Consider the following 18,957-nt stretch of genomic DNA (forward strand, 5'->3'; position numbering starts at 1 on the left):
AATAGCTTTTATTAGTGGACTAGTGATCGCGAGAATTTAGCATAAGCGATTGGGCCTTTATAGAACACATCGCTCACTGCTTCCATGCTGAAACGACTGTAGAAGTCAGCCGCATCAAGCCGGGCATCACACCAGAGAGTGGTTGCCCCAAGACGCGTTGCCTCAGCAATGGCGTGGTTCAAAAGCAATGTGCCAATACCTCGTCGCTGGCAGTCGGGCCGGGCGGCAAACTTGCGAAAACGACTATCTTTCCCATTGACAAATAGTGATATCACGGCCACTAACTCGTCATTCAGAAACGCCCCAAAATGATGGCCTTCATCATCATTTTCAACTTTTACATAATCAAGCGGTTTGTCAGGCCAAAGCACCGAATGGCGGAGCGGATAAGTCTGTTCGGGGGTTATGGGTTGAAGTAAGATTTTATCTGACATTCCTTTAAAATCAAGCATTTATTACTCTTATCGTTATTACAATGGTTGCCATATTACAAATTGAGCATATTTTGAAAGCGGCAAAAATGAAACCTATGATTATAGCTACTCTTGTTGAAGGGGATCCTGCTTATAAACCTGGCGAAAATTTAAAGTTGAGTGATATAGAAGTACAAAGGATATTACCACCACGAACTGAGCCACCAAGATTTGATCTACTGGCTTTTACACCTAGTAAAAATGCTGAAGCCGATAAATTGCAAATAGGTCAATTGGTAGTTCTAACTATGTAAGCAATGGAGCCATTTTCAACACTAGAAAAGTTAGAATTAGGCACTGTTAAATACAGGAATTAAAACGGCAGTTTTCCTAAATCGACATTGCCGCCGGTTATGATAATGCCAATTTTTTGCCCTGAAAACTGCTCTTTGTGTTTCAACACAGCTGCTAATGGCACCGCACTCGATGGCTCAATAATGATCTTCATACGCTCCCAAACCAGCCGCATAGCTGCAGCAATCTCGTCATCTGAAACGGTCATGATATCCGAAACGTGGGCCTGAATAATGGCCAGAGTCCGCTCACTGAGTGTGGTCATTAATCCATCCGCAATCGTTTTAATAAAGGGCGCTTTTTCTACACGGCCACTTTGAAACGATAAAACAGCATCGGCCGCCCCTTCAGGTTCTCCAGCGATCACGCGCGTTTTGGGCGATAGATAATGCGTTGTCAGAGCCGTTCCACTCAGCAACCCTCCTCCCCCAACCGGAGCCATAATTATATCGAATGGCACATCTGTTCCAGCATCTTCAATCAATTCTTTAGCCGCCGTAGCCTGCCCTGCAATAACACGATCATCATCAAAGGGGTGAACCAATACGGCTCCTGTCCGTTCGATCACTTCCCGAACGCCGTTTTCGCGGGCTTCAAGCGTGGGCTCGCATTCGATGATTTCTGCCCCATACCCTCGAACAGCATCTTTCTTGACTTTTGGAGCCGTACGCGGCATCACGATATATGCAGGTAAGCCAACCTGACGAGCTGCAAAGGCAACAGCCTGCGCATGGTTGCCTGACGAGTGCGTTGTGATCGCGTTACCTTCCTCATTCTGAACAACTTGTAAAATGGCATTCAGACCTCCCCGCGCTTTGAAAGCGCCTATTTTCTGGAAATTCTCACACTTAAAAAATAGCTCCGCCCCAGCGCGATCATTGATCGTTTGATTGGTCAGAACAGCCGTGCGATGAATATAAGGCCGAACACGGTCGTGAGCCTCTTGTATGGTATCAAATGAAATCATGAATGAGTAGGGTATATTGTTCGCGCTTTATCGTTTATAGAGTAACGCACTGATTCCAAGAATTGGACTTCAGACATCAAACTACCAACTTCAAACGCTAAACTACAAACGTTACGAGTTATGACCTCCAACCGTCGTTCGTTTTTAAAACAAGCTGCTGGCTCGCTGGCTGCCATGGCTGTTATGCCAACTGCTTTTGCCGAAACATCAGCGAAAAAGATGTTCTTCGATATCTCTTTAGCCGAGTGGTCATTACACAAAGCCTTATTCGCCAAGAAAATCACGAATCTGGATTTTCCTGGCATTGCCCGCAAAGAGTTCGATATCAGCATTGTTGAGTATGTTAACCAGTTCTTTAAAGATAAAGCACAGGATAAGACCTATCTGAATGATTTGTTAACCCGCTGTAAAGACAACGGCATTACGAATCACCTAATCATGATCGATGGCGAAGGCAATCTGGGGGCTCCAGACGCTGCCGAGCGGTCGAAAGCGGTGGAGAATCACCATAAGTGGGTAGAATGTGCGAAGTACCTGGGTTGCAAAACGATCCGGGTTAATGCTGCCGGACAAGGCACTGCCGAAGAGGTTTCTAAAGCTGCCGTTGACGGATTAGGCAAGTTGGGGGAATTTGCCAAAACCATGAATATCAACGTCATCGTAGAAAATCACGGTGGATATTCCTCAAACGGTCAGTGGTTGTCGGGGGTGATGAAACAGGTAGGTATGAAAAACGTAGGTACCTTACCCGACTTTGGCAATTTCTGCATCAAGCACGGTCAGGGTCATACGTGTGAGGAAGAGTACGATCGATACAAAGGCACAAGCGAGCTAATGCCGTTTGCCAAAGGTGCATCGGCTAAATTCTATAATTTCGATGCCAATGGCAATTGCGTCGAAACCGACTATAATCGTATTCTGAAGATTGTAAAAGACAGCGGTTTCAAAGGAACCATCGGTATCGAATATGAAGGAGATGGTTTAGAAGAATATGAAGGTATTCGGAAATCAAAGGCCATTTTGGAGCGCGTAGGGCCGATTGTATAGAATTTGAGTTATAAGGTTGAAGGGTTGAATAGTTGTAGAGTTAACTGATCTGTTCAGTAACTCTACAACTATTCAACCCTTCAACCTTATAACTATCTTAAAGTCCCACACTTGGCTGGGCTACATAGCGAAGCAACTCCTGGCGGGTAGCTTCCTGCTCAAACTTTCCACTATAGGACGAGGTGATCGTGGTGCTGTTCAGATCGCGAATACCGCGTGTTGATACACATAGATGTTTGGCATCGATGATTACAGCAACATCTTCCGTTTCCAGAACACGCTTCAGTTCGTTCGCAATCTGCACCGTCAGGCGTTCCTGTACCTGGGGGCGTTTGCAGAAATACTCCACAATTCGATTCAGTTTCGACAAGCCAATAACCTTTCCGCTCGATATATAAGCAACGTGCGCTCTACCGATGATCGGTACAAAATGGTGCTCGCAGTACGTCTGAACCGTAATATCTTTTTCGAGCAGCATTTCATTGTACTGAAACTTATTGTCGAACAGCGTTGATGCTGGCTTATTGGCTGGGTTCAGACCACTGAAGATTTCCTTCACGTACATCTTGGCGACACGCCGGGGCGATCCTTTCAGACTGTCGTCGGTCAGGTCGAGGCCCAGGATGTTCATGATTTCACGGAAATGTTCTTCAATAAGGTCAATTTTGAGGTCATCATCGAGGGCAAAGGCATCATCACGCATGGGTGTATCGATGGAGCTTGTTCCATGATCATCACCCAACTCGTCCACTAATTCGTCGTTGTAATGCCCATTTTTATGGATATCCGTAAACGTTCGGCCATTAGACGGGATATTCGACGAAGTTCCGTTCTGTTTCATACAGTCTGATTTTAAGCTCTAAGCCCTCGCTTAGCTGATTTCGTAAAAGAGTATAGATCACGATGGCGATATTCTCTGCCGATGGGTTCAGGTCAGCGAATTCCTCGGTATCCAGATTCAGATTTTTGTGATCGAAGCGATCAATGACATGTTTCTGCATCAGCTCGCCAAGATATTTCATATCAATGACATAGCCCGTTTCGGGATCAATGGGACCAATAACCTGCACAACTAACTCGTAGTTATGCCCATGAAAATTGGGGTTATTGCACTTGCCATAAACACGTGCATTTTTTTCATCGGACCAATTAGGATTGTTCAGACGATGTGCCGCATTGAAATGTTCTTTCCGAAACACAGCCACCCGTGGACTATTTGTCCGGGGGACACTTGTTTGGGGAACATCCGTTCCAGAAGTATTCATAAACTGAATCTAAAAAAGGTCAATCAACCTGTCGTTACAAAGTTTGTGTACAACACAGGCAGACAGCAGAGCGTGTAGCCAGAACGCTCCTTAGTGTGCAGTCATATCAGTAACCCATCTTACCCTAGTTTCGTTCAAAAATGGGAAGATGGGCGTTGTTCAATAAGGTGTTTTTTAGGGGTACAGGGCGAGTTAAGTGGGGATACCCGTTCCACAGTCAGAACAGAATTTCTGATCCGCTTTGGCTTTCGCTCCGCAGTTGGTACAGAACCGTTCCGCTTTTTGAATCTGCCCATTAGGCGTGCCACAAGAGGGGCAAAACTTGTCGGTTGGTGCTAATTTACCACTACAGTTCGTACAGGCAACAACAGCGGCCCGCTGATTAAAATCAAGGTGTTGTGTATAATCTACCTGCCGAGTTTTGTCGCGGATTTGCTCCGAAGTAGCTATGGCTTGCTGGGCAGCCAGTTCTTCCCGTTCATCGGGGGCGCAGCTTTCGCAAAGCCCTGCACTGGCATTCCAGCAAACATCTGGACACACCCATTGCCCACAACGCGTACACTGGTGGAAGTGCGTTTTCCCTTCCTGAACAGCTTTAGTCAACGCATCATCATGCGCTTTTCCGCCAATAGCCCGCTGCATGTTACGCGTGGCGTTACCAGCTTCATAAAAAAAACTGCCGAAAACACTGCCTGCCATATTGAGTAGTTCGCCAGCTACTCCCAGATTATTTGTTTGAAAATGAGACATATGCCCATTCCCGCATTTATCACATCGGAACGAAAACTGAAATCCTTTATCGGTGGAAAGATCATCGTAGTTACGAACGAACTGAATCATAGCACAGACCTAATTATAGTTTGCTTAAATGTATGGTGAAACGATAGCCCGCTGATTTTTATGATCATTAAGATGAATTATGATTTTATTGTTTTACCTGAACTCCTAGTTAAGATTATAAAAATCACCATTAGACGCTATTGATCGTAGTCGAAATCTACGCGAATCATACCAATCTTAAAAATCAGCGGACTATTGATTAAAAATAAGAAAGAAAACCTTCGCTCCGGTAAGTTAATTGCCCATCGGCCTTTGTTACCACGAACCATCTATTATTCTATCATTACCGCCTATCAAATCCTTAGCCTGCAATGGAACCGGACAACCACAGTCCCCGTTTTGCCCCCATGAAACGATTTAAGACCGCTATGTTAATTACCGTACTTGTATTGATTGGGTTAGTAGCTGCTGTGTTCTTGTTTATGAAACAGAGTCCATTTGGCCAGGACCCAGCCGAAGCCCGATTAGAACGTATCCAGCAATCACCAAACTATAAGAATGGTTCATTCCAGAATTTAGAGCCTACAGAGGTTATGCGAGAGAACGCATCGTATGTGGGCATGATGCGTGACTTTATAAAAAAAGATAAAGACAATATTCCGCCCAGGCCAATACCCTCGGTAAAAACGGACCTTAAAGCCTTAGACGATGCCAAACCCACAATTGTGTGGTTCGGGCATTCGTCTTACCTGATTAAATCGAAAGGTGTGACCATTTTGCTCGATCCCGTTTTCAGTGGTCATGCCTCGCCCGTATCGTTTTTCGGAGGAGCTTTTGCCGGATCAAACACCTATGACGTCGATGACATGCCCAACATCGACTATCTGATTCTCTCTCACGATCACTACGACCACCTCGATTATGAGACCATTGTCAAACTGATTCCGAAGGTCAAAAAATTCTACACCGCCCTAGGCGTAGGTGCCCACCTCGAACGCTGGGGTGTGCCAGCCGATCGGATTGTGGAGTTCGACTGGTGGGAGCATCAACCCGTAGCCGATGGCATTGACCTGACCGCCACACCCGCACGCCATTTTTCGGGACGTAGTTTTGCTCGTGGTAAAACGCTCTGGACTTCCTACGTACTGAATCTACACGGTTATAAGCTGTTTCTGGGTGGCGATTCAGGGTATGGAAAACACTTCCAGACAATCGGGGATCAATACGGACCATTTGATCTGGCCATTCTCGAATGTGGGCAATATGGTCTAGACTGGCCCAACATCCACATGATGCCCGAAGAAGTAATATCAGCGGCTCAGGATTTGCGGGCCAGAGTTTTACTTCCTGTACACTGGGCAAAATTTTCCTTATCGTACCACGCCTGGAACGAGCCTATTAAGCGACTTATGAAAAAAGCCGAAAAAGAGGGCTTCGACGTAACGACGCCTAAAATTGGAGAACCTGTCGTGTTGAATGCCTCCTATCCAAGAGCTGTTTGGTGGAATTTCTGATAAGACAAAGAGGCTTCTTTGACAGGATTTACAGGATACACAAGATTATTATACCAAGAGAAAATCCTGTGTATCCTGTAAATCCTGTCAAAGAAAACCCTTAAATGACCTTATCGTATGTTTTTTGACCTGAAATCTCGTTCTTTGACAGGTTAATCGTTTATACGCAAGGTCACCTTTATGCAATCGCCTACTCGTCGTCAGTTTATTCGAACAGCCGCCCTTACGGGTGCTGCCACCTCTGTTTTTCCAACTATTCTAACTGGTGCGAAACCGGCAGACCCGAAAGTCCGTCTGGCCTTTATTGGGGTTGGCGCACGAGGACGAAGCCATGTTGATCAGGCACTCTTCCGCGATGACGTAGAGATTACAGCTATTTGCGATCCCGACCCTGAGGCCATCAGCCGCACCAATGCGATGATTGAAAAGAAGGGCCGCAAGCTCCCGGTTGCCTACACAAAAGGCGATGAGGCTTTCAAGGACATGCTCAAACGCGATGACATTGACGGTGTGGTGATCGCAACTCCCTGGGAATGGCACGTTCCGATGGCCGTAGCGACCATGCAAGCCGGCAAATACGCGGGTGTTGAAGTATCGGCAACCGTGACGCTCAAAGAGTCCTGGGATCTGGTCAACACATCCGAGAAAACAGGATCGCACTGCATGATTCTGGAGAATGTTTGCTACCGACGCGATGTGTTGTCGGTCTTGAACATGATTCGGAAAGGCATGTTTGGCGAGATGGTCTACGCGCATTGTGGCTACCAGCATGATTTACGAAACATCAAATTCAACGATGGCAAATCGATTGGTGGTGTAGGCGCAGAATTTGGTGCTAAAGGGTATTCAGAAGCTCATTGGCGTACACAGCATTCCGTTGATCGCAACGGCGACATCTATCCTACACACGGTCTTGGGCCCGTTGCGCACTGGCTCGATATCAACCGGGGCAATCGCTTCACACGCCTGACCAGCATGGCTACCAAAAGCCGGGGTCTTCATAAATACGTTGTCGATAAAGGTGGTCCCAACCATCCAAACGCCAAGGTTAATTTTAAACTGGGCGATGTTGTTACCACAACACTTCAGTGCGCTAATGGCGAGAATATCGTCATCATTCACGATACCAACTCCCCTCGCCCCTATTCACTTGGTTTCCGGGCACAAGGCACCAACGGAATCTGGATGGACGATAACGATATGATCTATCTGGAAGGTGTCACGCCAAAAGCCCATAACTGGGAACCCTTCGCTCCTTATCAGGAAAAATACGACCATCCACTCTGGAAACGTCATGCCCAAACGGCTGAGAATGCGGGGCACGGTGGCATCGATTTCTTTGTACTTCGGGCGTTTATCGAATCTATTAAAGCAAAAACAGCTCCCCCAATCGATGTGTATGATGCGGCCGTCTGGAGCGCCATCAGCCCATTGTCGGAACAAAGTATTGCAGGCGGCAGCAAGCCCGTCGAAGTCCCCGATTTCACGCGTGGGAAGTGGAAGACCAACAAACCCATTTTTGGCTTAACAGATAACTATTGATGAGATAGTTGCTGATTAATCAACTTCTCGTTTTAATTTGTAAAAAATTTTAAAAAGTCATTTCCCTAACCGGCTTAACCTACGAATCAGTCAATGACACCAACTACTGCTCCGCCAAAATCCCAGAATTACACGGGTCCTTTACTTATTATTGGTGCTCTCTTCTTCGTTTTTGGCTTCGTTACCTGGACAAATAGTGTATTGATGGCTTTTTTCAAGCAGGCCTTCAATCTGAGTACCGTTGGCTCAAGTCTCGTAGCCTCTGCGTTTTTTATTTCCTATACGCTGATGGCCATTCCATCATCGGCCTTACTGAAACGTACTGGCTTCAAAAATGGCATGTCATTAGGGTTACTCACTATGGCCGTTGGCACATTGGTTTTTGTACCAGCCGCCCGTGCGTTTTCGTATCCACTGTTTCTTGTGGGTTTGTTCCTGATCGGCGTTGGTCTAACCGTATTACAATCTGCCTCTAATCCCTACGCTACCATCCTCGGCCCTCGCGAAAGTGCAGCCCAGCGGATTAGCTTTATGGGTATTGCGAATAAAATGGCGGGCATTATCAGTCAGCGGGTGTTTGGTAGTTTGTTTCTAACAGGTGCCAGTGTGGCTGTAGGTCCTCAGAGTTTAGAAAAAGTAGTTACTCCCTATCTGGTTCTCACAGCGATATTGATCGTACTGGCAGGCTTGATTAGGTTATCCAATTTACCTGAAGTATCTGAAGAACAGGACGATCTGCCTTCAGATGCCACTTCTCACACGAGCGTCTGGCAGTTCCCCAACCTGGTTTTGGGTGTTATTGCGCTATTCTGCTACGTAGGAGCCGAAGTTATTTCGGGCGATACGATTATCAACTATGGTAAAGCCATCGGCTTTGGCAACGACGAAGCTAAATACTTTACCGAATACACGCTTTACGGTTTACTAGCCGGTTATTTACTTGGTATTGTGGCCATTCCGCGCTGGATTTCGCAACAGAACTCACTCCGTTTCGGAATGATTCTGGCTATCATCCTGACGATTGGCGCATTAGTTACTGATGGGTTCACTTCCATTCTTTGCGTTGCCCTGCTTGGATTTGCCATTGCACCAACCTGGCCTGCCATATGGCCGCTGGCGTTGAATGGTCTGGGAAAATTCACAAAAATGGGCTCGGCTTTACTCATCATGGCGATTGCGGGTGGGGCCATTCTGCCTCCGTTACATGGCTATTTGTTTGACCATATTAACCCTAAAATGGCGTATGGATTGTTGCTACCCCTGTTTGGCTATATACTTTATTACGCTACAGTAGGCTACAAAAAAACGAGCTGGTAATGCCATTTGACGTTACAGAGTTACAACTAGCTGTAGAAAAAGGGCATATTGAATGGCGAAAACATACGCTTCAACGCTTAGTGGAACGGCAAATTCGTCAGAAAGACGTTCTCAACGTTTTGAGTTTAGGTGAGGCCATTCGCTATTATTATGATGACCGACCTTTTCCGAGTGTATTGATGTTTGGATGGGTAGAAGACAGACCGTTGCATGTGGTAGCCTCCTATGCTAAAGCAGATGATATGGTATACATCATTACGGTTTATGAACCATCTCTCGATGTATTTGAGTCAGACTATAAGACAAAGAAGCAATGACGACATCAAAAATTTGTCCAATGTGTGGAGGGCATAGGGAAGCCGGCCATACCACATTTAGTGCTGATTTAGGTGATGGATTAGTGGTTGTACGCCATGTTCCAGCCATGATTTGCAATCAATGCGGGGACGAGTGGATTGACAATAAAACAGCACAACAATTGGAAGATATTGTATTAGAAGCGCGTCAAAAAAAGCATCAACTAGAAGTATTGTCACTTTGATTTTGTCATCAATTAGTCCACTAGCCCGAACACCAGAATTGAAAGTTTCAACACCAGGCCGCATTTGCCTTTTTGGTGAGCATCAGGATTATCTGGGTCTGCCCGTTATTGCCGCAGCTATTTCACGTCGGATTCAGATTGAAGCCACGACAACTACACAACCCAGCTTCCGGTTGAATCTCCCCGATATCGGTCAGTCGGTTGATATTCCTTTTGATGGGACACAGCTCCCTTACCCAGAAACTCGAGATTATTTCCGATCGGCCGTAAATGTGTTGTTACGCGAAGGGTTTACATTTTCAAAAGGGATTGAGGGGGAAGTCCATGGCAATATTCCGATTAATTCAGGCACGTCGAGTTCGTCGGCGCTGCTTGTTACCTGGCTCAATGTGCTCACTCAACTGTCCGATTCTCCCCAGCAACTGCCACAGGAAAAACTAGCCGAACTGGCCTATATAGCCGAAGTTCTGGAGTTTGGCGAACCAGGTGGCATGATGGACCATTACTCGACCGCTGTTGGCCACGTTATATACCTGGAGTCACAACCGAAGATTCATTTAGAAAAACTGAATCCAGCCCTGGGCACATTTGTTCTGGGCGATTCGCAGGAGCCGAAGGATACCATTGGGATTTTGAAGCGGGTAAAATTCGGTATGCTCGATATTGTTGCCCGGTTGAAAGCCATTAGTCCCACGTTTTCGCTGACCGATTCTGAGATTACTGAGGTAGTAGAGTTCAAAGACATCTTAAGCAAAGACGATTATATTCTGCTGAAAGGCAATATCGAGAATCGCGACATTCTGCGTGATGCGCTAACCGTTCTACAGAATCCTGCTGGTCTCGACCACGTGCGGTTTGGTCAATTGCTAACCAATCATCAAACCAATCTCCGCGAAGCACAACGCATCAGCACACCTAAAATTGACCGCATGCTTGATGCTGCCCTAAATGCCGGGGCTCTCGGCGGGAAAATTAACGGCTCAGGCGGTGGTGGTTGCATGTTCGTCTACGCGCCGAACGATCCGGAAAAAGTAGCAGAAGCCATTGAAAGGGAAGGCGGAAAAGCGTACGTCATTACGGCTGATGCTGGCACAACCGTTGAAGCCTAACGCATTGTACCCATGGGCTTTAGCCCGTGTATGAGTTATACACGGGCTAAAGCCCATGGGTACAACCTAATCACCTAATACCCTTAACGCCTTACTGTTGACTATTAGCCGCCCGCTGGGCTGGGAACCAGGACGTTAAGACAGTCATCAAGACAACAAGAATGCTAGTCAGCGCAATATCCCGAACATCCAGGCGTACCGGGTAGGCATCGATAATTGAACTAACGGTCCCCATCCGAATAAAGCCGTATTGTCCCTGCGCCAAACAAATAAAGACACCGAGTACCAGACCCGTAAAAGCTCCTGTTAAGGCAATAATAGCTCCTTCGGTCAGGAAAATACGCCGGACCATACTCTTCGTAGCGCCTAAGGCAAATAAAATCTGGATGTCGCTTTTCTTCTCAATTACCAACATCGATAACGAAAAGAAAATATTGATTGACGCAACCAGAATAATGAAGGAAAGCGTCAGGGCAACGAATAATTTTTCGATATAAATAGCCCGATAAAGGTCGACATTCAGATCGTCGCGGGTTTGTACTAGCAGCTTATCGCCCAGCACTGCCTGAAGAGCCTGCTTGACAACCTGCTCTTTCGCGCCGGGTTGTAATTGAATTTCGAGACTCGTTACTTCATCTGGCTTATAGCTAAATAAAGATCGCGCTACGGCCAATGGAGCCAGCACGAAATTATCGTAACGAGATTCAATGAAAAATACACCCGCTACCGTCAGTAACTCCCGGTTAAAGGCATCGGGATTAAGTACGCTGAAACTCTGCCCACTTTGCGGATACAGAATTTCGAGTGGTGTCAGAATATCGACGGGCGAAATGCTCAGATCATTTCGGACGCCTTCAGCTACAATGGCATAATTCACGCCATTGCGACGTAACAACAGTTTGCCTTCCAGCAACGCTGAATCGAGCTGTTGACGCTGCAGGTAGTTATCATCCACTCCTTTAAGCTTCACAACGGTTGTTCCATTCGCATACCGGCCCAGCGCGTTGTCCTGCGCTACGGATGTCAGCAAATGAACACCTGATACCTGCTGTAAGCGCGTTAGCAAGGCTGGTGGGGCCAAAAACCGTTTTCCTTGTTTTGGCGAGATGGTTATATCCGCTTCAAACGTCTTGAAAATCTGCCGATTCAGTTCATCCATGCCATTAAAAACCGACAGTACGACGACTAAGGCCATCGTTCCAACGCCTACGCCAAGCATCGACAGGATAGACAACCAACTAATAAAGCTGCGTTTCTTACGGGAGAAAAAATAACGACGGGCAATCCAGGCAGGAAGGTTCATTCTTCTTTGTGAATGAGTGAATGAGTGAATGAGCAAATGAGTGAAACCAGCCATTGCCGTTATTCACTTAGTCGCTCATTCATTCATTCACAATTTACTCATTATCCTCATCCTCGTCTGGGGCAGGGGGAATTTCCAAACCAGCGAAGAGTTTATCCATTTTATCAGCGTATTCAGCTGTATCATCTAAGTAAAAACTCAAATCAGGGACAATGCGAAGCTGGTGACGCACCCGCTCGCCCAAGTGCTGGCGCAGTACTTTTCCTTTTTCCTGAATTGTTTCCAGCAACAGCTGTTTATTCTTGGTAGCCAGAAAACTTAGATAAACACGGGCTACACTCAAATCGGGCGAAACACGCACACTGGTAACGGTAATAAACGCTCCGTTGAATAAATGAGGCACTTCGCGTTGAAAAATTTCACTTAAATCTTTCTGCAACTGCCGGGCTACTTTCTGCTGTCGTTTCGATTCCATACAAATTGGCACTTAATCTATTTTGCAAATATCCACCCATTTTTCCGTTCTGCCGAAATTGACTGTAATTTTACCGGTATTAGTCGTTAGTCAAGGGTAGATGATGCTATTACTGACGACTATCGATTATTAACTGATAACTGCTTTGCTTCGTTTCTTTCAATCTTATTTTCCTTATCAATACGTCAGCCTGCTCGGGTTGCTGCTATTGATTCGCTTACCGCTCCTGCTCCATCCATTTCCGTTGCTGATTCCGGAGTTGAACTGGATGATCGTTGGCGAGCAGATAAGCCAGGGGAATTTATTGTACCGCGACATCTGGGATAGTATTAGCCCTCTCTCGGCGCTTGTGTATTGGGGAATCGACAGTGTGTTCGGACGGTCGCCACTGGCGTTACACGGAGCCGCGCTACTGGTTTCGGTATTCCAGATTGTTTATTTCAATTACCTAACGAATAACCGGGATCTTTATCCGGATCGTTCCTTCTGGCCGGGGCTGATTTATATGCTGTTCATGCACATTTCCTTCGATTGCCTGACGCTTTCGCCGGTTTTGATGTCGACGAGCTTCCTTCTGTTAGCCTTCGGAACCCTGATTCGGCAGATGGACCGGCGGGGCGCTACCGACGAAGTGTTTGAAGTTGGGTTTTACATTGGTATTGCCGCTCTGTTCTATCTGCCATCAGCCTTATTCATTATCTGGGCGGCCTTATCGCTGCTTTTTTACACAGGCGCTAGCTTTCGGCAGTATTCGCTGTCAATATTTGGGTTTTTGTTCCCATTCGCCACAACAGTGCTGTTTTATTATCTCTACGATAGCCTTGACGATTTTAATCGAAATTTGCTATCATCGGTATTTCGGGTTCGGCAATATTCCTTATCCGATTTCCAGTCGCTGTTAGCCTCCTTATTGATTCCATTAGGTTTGGGTGTACTTGGCTTTTTAAGCCTGCTCAATCGAGGAGGACGGTATGTCAATTTTCAGCAACGGATACAGCAGATTATGGCTATCTGGTTTGTTATTGCCGTGCTGACAATTGGCTTAATGCCTTTTCTGGCCCCCATGGTTTTTCTGAGCTTTGTTCCTCCAATGGCCTACTTTACCCACTTTTACTTTGAAGGTATTCGTAGGGCCTGGCTGGCCGAGGTGACCTTTTTAATCACGTTCATCCTGATTCTGTTGCTGTTTTACCAGGGTGCTCTGGGCCTCATTCCGGGAGGTGAACTGGGGCGACTAAGCAGTCTACAAGTGAAACCTTCGCCCCTACCAGGCGATATCAAAGACCGACGTGTCTTGATTATTGGTGAAGACTTTAGTGCCTACCGACAAAATAAATTAGCTACGCCTTACCTCAACTGGGATTTAGCAAAGTATGATCTAAAAAATCTGGACGATTACGAAGCGGTTATCAACGTATTCGATCATTTCCGCAAAGACCCACCCGACTACATTATTGACCGGGAGAATGTAGTCGGTAAATTGTTTCAGCGTGCTCCGGCTCTGGCGGGCCAATACGAAAAAACAGCCGTGGCTGACGTGTATAAACGTAAGTGATTTACGAATTTTGATGTGCAATTTACGATTTTGGGGTATCACCAATAATTCGTAAATCGTACATCAAAATTCGTAAATCAATATGCCTTCCTACACATTTACCAATAAACCGCACCGGCGGACCGGAACCAATCTCTACATCTTTCTGAGCGCCGTTTTTCTGACCAATGCACTCATTGCCGAAATCATCGGGGTTAAAATATTCTCTGTCGAAACACTGCTGGGTACCAAGCCAGCCCAAATTCATCTACTCGACGATTTTGTTCTGGATTTCAACCTGACGGCGGGGGCAGTTATCTGGCCGTTTGTATTCATCACCTCCGACATTATCAACGAGTACTTTGGCAAAGCGGGTGTTCGGCGTATTTCATTCCTGACAGCCGGATTTGTAGGGTACAGTTTCCTGATTATTTATGCCGTTACAACGCTACCTCCTGCTCAGTTCTGGCTCGATGTAAACGCCAAAGATGCAGCTGGCAATGCCATTAATATTAACAATGCCTTCCAGATGATTTTCCGGCAAGGATTAGGGATTATTATCGGTTCTCTAACCGCCTTCCTGATCGGTCAAATCCTGGATGTGTATGTGTTTCACTCACTCCGAAAGATTACCGGAAGTAAAAAAATATGGCTCCGGGCAACCGGCTCAACTCTGGTATCTCAGTTGGTCGATTCGTTTGTTGTGCTTGGGATTGCTTTTTACGTTTTCGGCAATTGGTCGTTAAGTCAGGTTTTGGCCGTTGGGATTATCAATTATATCTACAAAGCCACCTCGGCGGTTGTTTTGACGCCACTCCTCTATGTAGCCCATTATTTTATTGACCGCTATTTAGGCAAAGAACACGCCGAAGAACTAGCTAATGAATCTGCTATGAGTTCATTTATGTAACTTCCTATTCGTCAACAGTCTACCTATACCCCTGGTTAGCAAAAAACGCATGACTATCTAAAAGATGGTCATGCGTTTTTTAGTATATTAGCTATTTACTTTTTACTCTTCGTTCTAAACATCAATCATATAGAACATACCTCTACCGTCAACTTGTCAATCATTGAAACGTTTTTTATTGGTTAGTACCTTCTTCTGGTTCACCTGGACATTAACTAGTGCACAAACGATTTCGCGGGGGCCTTACCTGCAAATGGGCAGTCAAACAGCAGTCAGCATACGCTGGCGTACCGATGTACCTACAATAGGCAAAGTAAGCTACGGATTATCAGCCAGTAACCTATCTGCCAGTGTCAGCGAAGCGGTCAGCACTACCGAGCACGAGGTTCGGATTACGGGTTTAGCCCCCGACAGCCAGTATTTCTATAGCGTGGGCACCACAACTCAGGTATTGCAGCAAGGGTCTGATAACTACTTTCTGACGGCACCATCTGCCACCACCAAACGTAAGATCCGGGTAGTTTCCTTTGGTGATAGTGGCATGAATCCCAATGGTAACCAGACAAACGTTCGGAACGCCTTCTTGAATTATCGGGGTAGCACGCCAACCGATCTCTGGATGCTCATCGGCGATAATTCGTATGATGGCGATGACCCCGCCTACCAGGTCAATTTTTTTGAGGCCTACCAAACCACACTCATGAAAAACTCGATGCTGTTCTCGGTGCCAGGCAATCACGATTACAGCAACAATAGCACACTTGCAGATAACCACAATATTCCCTATTTCTCAAATTTCAGCCTGCCAACCAATGCCGAATCTGGCGGAGTAGCTTCGGGAACTAAAGAATGGTACTCAGTCGATTATGGGCCGATTCACTTCATTATGCTTGATGGCTACGGAACTCGTCCGGTCAATGGGGTAGCGACTAAATTTTACGCGGATACGCTCAATCATCCGCAAACAGTCTGGTTGAAGCAGGATCTGGCCGCAACGACAAAAAAATGGAAAATCGTGTATCTGCACTTTCCACCTTACAGCATGGGAGGGCATAGCTCAGAAGGCGACCCGGATTTAACGGCTATCCGTCAACGCATTAACCCTATTTTAGAACGCTATGGCGTCGATATGGTTGTGCTGGGTCATAGCCATAACTATGAGCGTTCGTACCCAATTCATGACCAATATGGCCCCATGAGCGATTTCAGTTCGAACCCTTCCGCCTACCGCTTTCCCGAAGATAATGGCTCGGGGCGTTACGATGGCTCCGATAATTCCTGTGCCTACAAAAGCACATCAGAAAAGAAGAAACAGGGAACGGTTTACGTTGTTGCAGGCTCATCGGGAGCGTTAGGAACAAACCCCAACTTAGGCACTCATGCCGTGATGGTTTCGACGCAACGCTTGCAGGGCGGCTCTTTTTACTTCGAAGTTGAAGATAACCGTCTGGATGCCAAGTTCATTCAACCGAGTTCTTCCTCCAACTATTCTATTAGTGATCAATTCACGATCCTGAAAGATGTTGGATTAACGCAAACCTTGACATCTCCTTCTGGTCAATCAATGACGCTAACGGCCAGTTATCTTAGCGATTATCAGTGGAGCAGTTCTGCCAATACGGGCTTCTCGGCCTCCACCCGTTCGATCGTTGTTAACCCATTAGCTGGCACTACCAGCACCTACACCGTACGCGATAGCAAGAATTGCGTACAGGATGTTTTCACAGTGATTAGTTCAGGCCCTATGTTCACGCTTAAATCGGGAAACTGGAACGATCCCAGCATCTGGTCTGGCAATCGAGTTCCTACCAGTTCCGATACACTGCAGTTAAAACATCTGGTGAGCATTCCGAATAATACCGAAGTACATGCATTGACGATAAACTACGACCCCGGGATTAAGCTCCAGATTGGTTTGCAAGCCAAAGTAAGGATCGCCAACTAGCCGTTTAGTACCTGCCACCAGGCTTCCGTCGATTCAAGGCGGGTTCACGTTCAACAATTGGCAACTGGGTCGGTCGGCTAGTCAGGCCGGTTGTATCTGTTAATGAGTTTAGAAACGAAACCAGTGCTTTCTGCTCCACAGGCGTCAGATCGAGGGGTTTATCGGCTAAGGTTTGCCCATCAAGATGAATACCAATCCCTCGCCCTCCGCCCCGGTTATAGAAATCCACAACCTGATCGAGTGTTTTATAAACGCCATTATGCATGTAGGGAGCTGTAAGGGCTGCATTACGTACCGTTGGCGTTTTAAACGCAAACCGATGTAGTTCTTTCTGGTACGTCATAAATTTCCCAGGGTCTGAGTCAATGCGGGCGTTTTCTATTTTTCGGCGATTGGGCACCCCAATAATTTCGCTTTCGGTCTTGTCGAAATGAGGAGGTGTAAAGCCATTATAAATAGGGAAGAAATGGCAGGTTGCGCAACGGGCTTTGCCTAAAAACAAGTTAAAGCCCAGCTTTTCGTCGGCCGTTAGTGACACCTCTTCTCCACGCAGATAGCGGTCAGATCGGGAATTAAGGCTCGTCAGGCTACGGATATAACACGCCAGCGCATTGCGTACGTTCGGGGCAGTCAAGCCACCCGAGAAAGCTTCAGTGAACCATTTTTTGTACTCACTGCTTCCCGACAGTTTACGAACGACTTCATCAGGAGACGTTCGCATCTCGTGGGCATTTTTGAGCACATCGTGAGCCTGGTCTTCCAAATAAAAAACCCTCGAATCGTAAAACTGGACATTTTGCAAGCCAGCGTTCAGCAAGGTGGGCGCATTTCGCAGAACCGATTTCCGCCCCCGAAACGCCCGGCTTTTCACGCGACCATCGGTAAACGCCCGCTCTGGCTGGTGGCACGAAGCACAGCTCCGGGCATTATTCCCCGATAATAAGGGATCAAAAAACAGCACCTTACCCAACGCTACTTTTTGGGGAGAACTCCTAAAATCACCAAAGTTGATCAAGTAATCGGGTCGGAAAGCACCCGAATCAGAGAGTGTGGTAACCATAGGCGACAGAAACCGGCCACTAGCTGTCACCCCAACGCCTAGCGTCTGTCGAGCCTGCTGTAATACGTTACAAAGTGGATAGAGTTGTTCCCGAATAAACGTAACCCGATCGAAACTACTAAAATCAGAAGCCTTGCTTACGGCCTGAATAGCGGCTAGCCAGTGCTTTTCTACCTGCGTTGCCAACGCATTAGGAAGACGGTTGGCATACGGTTGGAATGTTTCATGAAGGGTAGTAAGAACAACGGCAGCTTCGGGTAATCCGGTCTGGACTTCGGGCGCATCATACCCAGTGATCCCCAAGGTCAATAACCGGAAAAGTTCCTCCCGTATGGCCTCTAAAATATCGGTATCTGATAGTTTGTTAGCAGGTATACCTTGCTCTAATCGGGTTGAGTACGATAATAATACCGTTAGCTCGTGGACTAAGCTATCTTTTTGCGTCCGATCGTAGGTTGGAAATAGGTAAGGTTCAACAACTTGCAAACCACGGGGCATCATAAGAATCTCGCCAGGCTCATCTACTTCAACTTCCACGACCGGGGGGCCATTGACGCGACTAGCCAAAACGGGCTGATAATATTCCAATAGCCATTCGAGACGCTTGTACCCTAACCGACTTCGTTTGAAAGCCGCCTGTAGTGAATCTTGCGGGGCATCGCTTTGTACATAGGTTGCCAGTTGCTGAACCTGCTGATGAAACCGACTTTTATCAGCCAGAAATCGGGCGTATACCTGCTCTCCCTCAGTAGGTGTTTCCTGAGGTAAAAAAGCCGCAGTAGCCACCAGTATACAAAACAATCCCAGCGCCCGATACATTGAAACGTTCATTTTCACGAAGATACGGAACAAACACCCTCCGTAAATTGATAATTGAGAGC

The 18,957-nt window shown here is 46.6% G+C and carries 19 protein-coding genes; 11 read left to right on the plus strand and 8 right to left on the minus strand.

Features of this window, described 5'->3' with window-relative positions; all coding sequences use genetic code 11:
• Nucleotides 1-11 precede the first annotated feature (11 nt).
• The gene (locus tag H3H32_RS17725) at nucleotides 12-434 is read right to left on the minus strand and encodes a GNAT family N-acetyltransferase (RefSeq protein WP_182463996.1); all 423 of its coding nucleotides are present in this window, start codon (nucleotides 432-434) and stop codon (nucleotides 12-14) included.
• Between the two features lie 41 nt (nucleotides 435-475).
• Here H3H32_RS17725 and H3H32_RS17730 point away from each other — a divergent pair, with 41 nt between their 5' ends.
• Nucleotides 476-727 (plus strand): hypothetical protein, encoded by a 252-nt coding sequence (locus tag H3H32_RS17730; protein WP_182463997.1) that lies wholly within the window; start codon nucleotides 476-478, stop codon nucleotides 725-727.
• Between the two features lie 59 nt (nucleotides 728-786).
• On the opposite strand, the gene H3H32_RS17735 is transcribed toward H3H32_RS17730, so the two are convergent.
• Nucleotides 787-1,734: a threonine ammonia-lyase gene (locus H3H32_RS17735; protein WP_182463998.1), complete on the minus strand. Its 948-nt coding sequence runs from the start codon at nucleotides 1,732-1,734 to the stop codon at nucleotides 787-789.
• A 120-nt stretch (nucleotides 1,735-1,854) separates the two neighbouring features.
• On the opposite strand from H3H32_RS17735, the gene H3H32_RS17740 reads away from it, so the two are divergent.
• Nucleotides 1,855-2,781: a sugar phosphate isomerase/epimerase family protein gene (locus H3H32_RS17740; RefSeq protein WP_182463999.1), complete on the plus strand. Its 927-nt coding sequence runs from the start codon at nucleotides 1,855-1,857 to the stop codon at nucleotides 2,779-2,781.
• A gap of 97 nt (nucleotides 2,782-2,878) precedes the next feature.
• Here H3H32_RS17740 and folE read toward each other — a convergent pair whose 3' ends face one another.
• The 3 genes from folE to H3H32_RS17755 form a co-directional block, all read right to left on the minus strand.
• Nucleotides 2,879-3,622, minus strand: a complete 744-nt coding sequence (gene folE, locus H3H32_RS17745; protein WP_182464000.1) for a GTP cyclohydrolase I FolE — start codon at nucleotides 3,620-3,622, stop codon at nucleotides 2,879-2,881.
• Nucleotides 3,585-4,046, minus strand: coding sequence for a 6-pyruvoyl trahydropterin synthase family protein (locus H3H32_RS17750; RefSeq protein WP_182464001.1), 462 nt, complete (start codon nucleotides 4,044-4,046; stop codon nucleotides 3,585-3,587). Before H3H32_RS17750 ends, folE begins: the two co-directional genes overlap by 38 nt.
• Nucleotides 4,047-4,238: 192 nt before the next feature.
• Nucleotides 4,239-4,886, minus strand: coding sequence for a zinc ribbon domain-containing protein (locus H3H32_RS17755; protein WP_182464002.1), 648 nt, complete (start codon nucleotides 4,884-4,886; stop codon nucleotides 4,239-4,241).
• A gap of 347 nt (nucleotides 4,887-5,233) precedes the next feature.
• On the opposite strand from H3H32_RS17755, the gene H3H32_RS17760 reads away from it, so the two are divergent.
• From H3H32_RS17760 to H3H32_RS17785, 6 genes are all read left to right on the plus strand, one after another.
• Complete coding sequence (locus H3H32_RS17760; protein WP_240543802.1) at nucleotides 5,234-6,340, plus strand: MBL fold metallo-hydrolase; 1,107 nt, start codon at nucleotides 5,234-5,236, stop codon at nucleotides 6,338-6,340.
• 180 nt (nucleotides 6,341-6,520) lie between these two features.
• Nucleotides 6,521-7,882, plus strand: a complete 1,362-nt coding sequence (locus tag H3H32_RS17765) for a Gfo/Idh/MocA family protein (RefSeq protein ID WP_182464003.1) — start codon at nucleotides 6,521-6,523, stop codon at nucleotides 7,880-7,882.
• Between the two features lie 93 nt (nucleotides 7,883-7,975).
• Nucleotides 7,976-9,199, plus strand: a complete 1,224-nt coding sequence (locus H3H32_RS17770) for a sugar MFS transporter (protein WP_182464004.1) — start codon at nucleotides 7,976-7,978, stop codon at nucleotides 9,197-9,199.
• On the plus strand, nucleotides 9,199-9,516 hold the full coding sequence (locus H3H32_RS17775; protein WP_182464005.1) for a DUF4258 domain-containing protein: 318 nt from the start codon (nucleotides 9,199-9,201) through the stop codon (nucleotides 9,514-9,516). Before H3H32_RS17770 ends, H3H32_RS17775 begins: the two co-directional genes overlap by 1 nt.
• Nucleotides 9,513-9,740 (plus strand): type II toxin-antitoxin system MqsA family antitoxin, encoded by a 228-nt coding sequence (locus H3H32_RS17780; RefSeq protein WP_240543803.1) that lies wholly within the window; start codon nucleotides 9,513-9,515, stop codon nucleotides 9,738-9,740. Before H3H32_RS17775 ends, H3H32_RS17780 begins: the two co-directional genes overlap by 4 nt.
• 2 nt (nucleotides 9,741-9,742) lie before the next feature.
• Nucleotides 9,743-10,849, plus strand: a complete 1,107-nt coding sequence (locus tag H3H32_RS17785; protein ID WP_240543804.1) for a mevalonate kinase family protein — start codon at nucleotides 9,743-9,745, stop codon at nucleotides 10,847-10,849.
• Between the two features lie 91 nt (nucleotides 10,850-10,940).
• Here the strand turns inward: H3H32_RS17785 and H3H32_RS17790 are convergent, their stop codons facing one another.
• Entirely contained in the window at nucleotides 10,941-12,152 is a 1,212-nt protein-coding gene (locus tag H3H32_RS17790; RefSeq protein WP_182464006.1) for an ABC transporter permease, read from the minus strand.
• Between the two features lie 94 nt (nucleotides 12,153-12,246).
• Nucleotides 12,247-12,627: a 30S ribosome-binding factor RbfA gene (gene rbfA / locus H3H32_RS17795; protein ID WP_182464007.1), complete on the minus strand. Its 381-nt coding sequence runs from the start codon at nucleotides 12,625-12,627 to the stop codon at nucleotides 12,247-12,249.
• A gap of 145 nt (nucleotides 12,628-12,772) precedes the next feature.
• Here rbfA and H3H32_RS17800 point away from each other — a divergent pair, with 145 nt between their 5' ends.
• The 3 genes from H3H32_RS17800 (at nucleotide 12,773) to H3H32_RS17810 (ending at nucleotide 17,016) form a co-directional block, all read left to right on the plus strand.
• On the plus strand, nucleotides 12,773-14,182 hold the full coding sequence (locus H3H32_RS17800; protein WP_182464008.1) for a hypothetical protein: 1,410 nt from the start codon (nucleotides 12,773-12,775) through the stop codon (nucleotides 14,180-14,182).
• 82 nt (nucleotides 14,183-14,264) lie between these two features.
• On the plus strand, nucleotides 14,265-15,071 hold the full coding sequence (locus tag H3H32_RS17805) for a queuosine precursor transporter (protein ID WP_182464009.1): 807 nt from the start codon (nucleotides 14,265-14,267) through the stop codon (nucleotides 15,069-15,071).
• A 163-nt stretch (nucleotides 15,072-15,234) separates the two neighbouring features.
• Nucleotides 15,235-17,016 (plus strand): purple acid phosphatase family protein, encoded by a 1,782-nt coding sequence (locus H3H32_RS17810; RefSeq protein WP_182464010.1) that lies wholly within the window; start codon nucleotides 15,235-15,237, stop codon nucleotides 17,014-17,016.
• Between the two features lie 4 nt (nucleotides 17,017-17,020).
• On the opposite strand, the gene H3H32_RS17815 is transcribed toward H3H32_RS17810, so the two are convergent.
• Nucleotides 17,021-18,907, minus strand: a complete 1,887-nt coding sequence (locus H3H32_RS17815; RefSeq protein WP_240543805.1) for a cytochrome-c peroxidase — start codon at nucleotides 18,905-18,907, stop codon at nucleotides 17,021-17,023.
• Nucleotides 18,908-18,957: the final 50 nt, after the last annotated feature.

The sequence above is a fragment of the Spirosoma foliorum genome, assembly GCF_014117325.1.
Taxonomy (GTDB): domain Bacteria; phylum Bacteroidota; class Bacteroidia; order Cytophagales; family Spirosomataceae; genus Spirosoma; species Spirosoma foliorum.

Coding starts and splice junctions, on each gene's coding strand:
- H3H32_RS17775 (WP_182464005.1), top strand. CDS start 9,199: ATGCCATTTGACGTTACAGAGTTACAACTAGCTGTAGAAAAAGGGCAT.
- H3H32_RS17815 (WP_240543805.1), bottom strand. CDS start 18,907: ATGAACGTTTCAATGTATCGGGCGCTGGGATTGTTTTGTATACTGGTG.
- folE (WP_182464000.1), bottom strand. CDS start 3,622: ATGAAACAGAACGGAACTTCGTCGAATATCCCGTCTAATGGCCGAACG.
- H3H32_RS17760 (WP_240543802.1), top strand. CDS start 5,234: ATGAAACGATTTAAGACCGCTATGTTAATTACCGTACTTGTATTGATT.
- H3H32_RS17730 (WP_182463997.1), top strand. CDS start 476: ATGGTTGCCATATTACAAATTGAGCATATTTTGAAAGCGGCAAAAATG.
- rbfA (WP_182464007.1), bottom strand. CDS start 12,627: ATGGAATCGAAACGACAGCAGAAAGTAGCCCGGCAGTTGCAGAAAGAT.
- H3H32_RS17740 (WP_182463999.1), top strand. CDS start 1,855: ATGACCTCCAACCGTCGTTCGTTTTTAAAACAAGCTGCTGGCTCGCTG.
- H3H32_RS17755 (WP_182464002.1), bottom strand. CDS start 4,886: ATGATTCAGTTCGTTCGTAACTACGATGATCTTTCCACCGATAAAGGA.
- H3H32_RS17805 (WP_182464009.1), top strand. CDS start 14,265: ATGCCTTCCTACACATTTACCAATAAACCGCACCGGCGGACCGGAACC.
- H3H32_RS17790 (WP_182464006.1), bottom strand. CDS start 12,152: ATGAACCTTCCTGCCTGGATTGCCCGTCGTTATTTTTTCTCCCGTAAG.
- H3H32_RS17750 (WP_182464001.1), bottom strand. CDS start 4,046: ATGAATACTTCTGGAACGGATGTTCCCCAAACAAGTGTCCCCCGGACA.
- H3H32_RS17725 (WP_182463996.1), bottom strand. CDS start 434: ATGTCAGATAAAATCTTACTTCAACCCATAACCCCCGAACAGACTTAT.
- H3H32_RS17735 (WP_182463998.1), bottom strand. CDS start 1,734: ATGATTTCATTTGATACCATACAAGAGGCTCACGACCGTGTTCGGCCT.
- H3H32_RS17770 (WP_182464004.1), top strand. CDS start 7,976: ATGACACCAACTACTGCTCCGCCAAAATCCCAGAATTACACGGGTCCT.
- H3H32_RS17780 (WP_240543803.1), top strand. CDS start 9,513: ATGACGACATCAAAAATTTGTCCAATGTGTGGAGGGCATAGGGAAGCC.
- H3H32_RS17765 (WP_182464003.1), top strand. CDS start 6,521: ATGCAATCGCCTACTCGTCGTCAGTTTATTCGAACAGCCGCCCTTACG.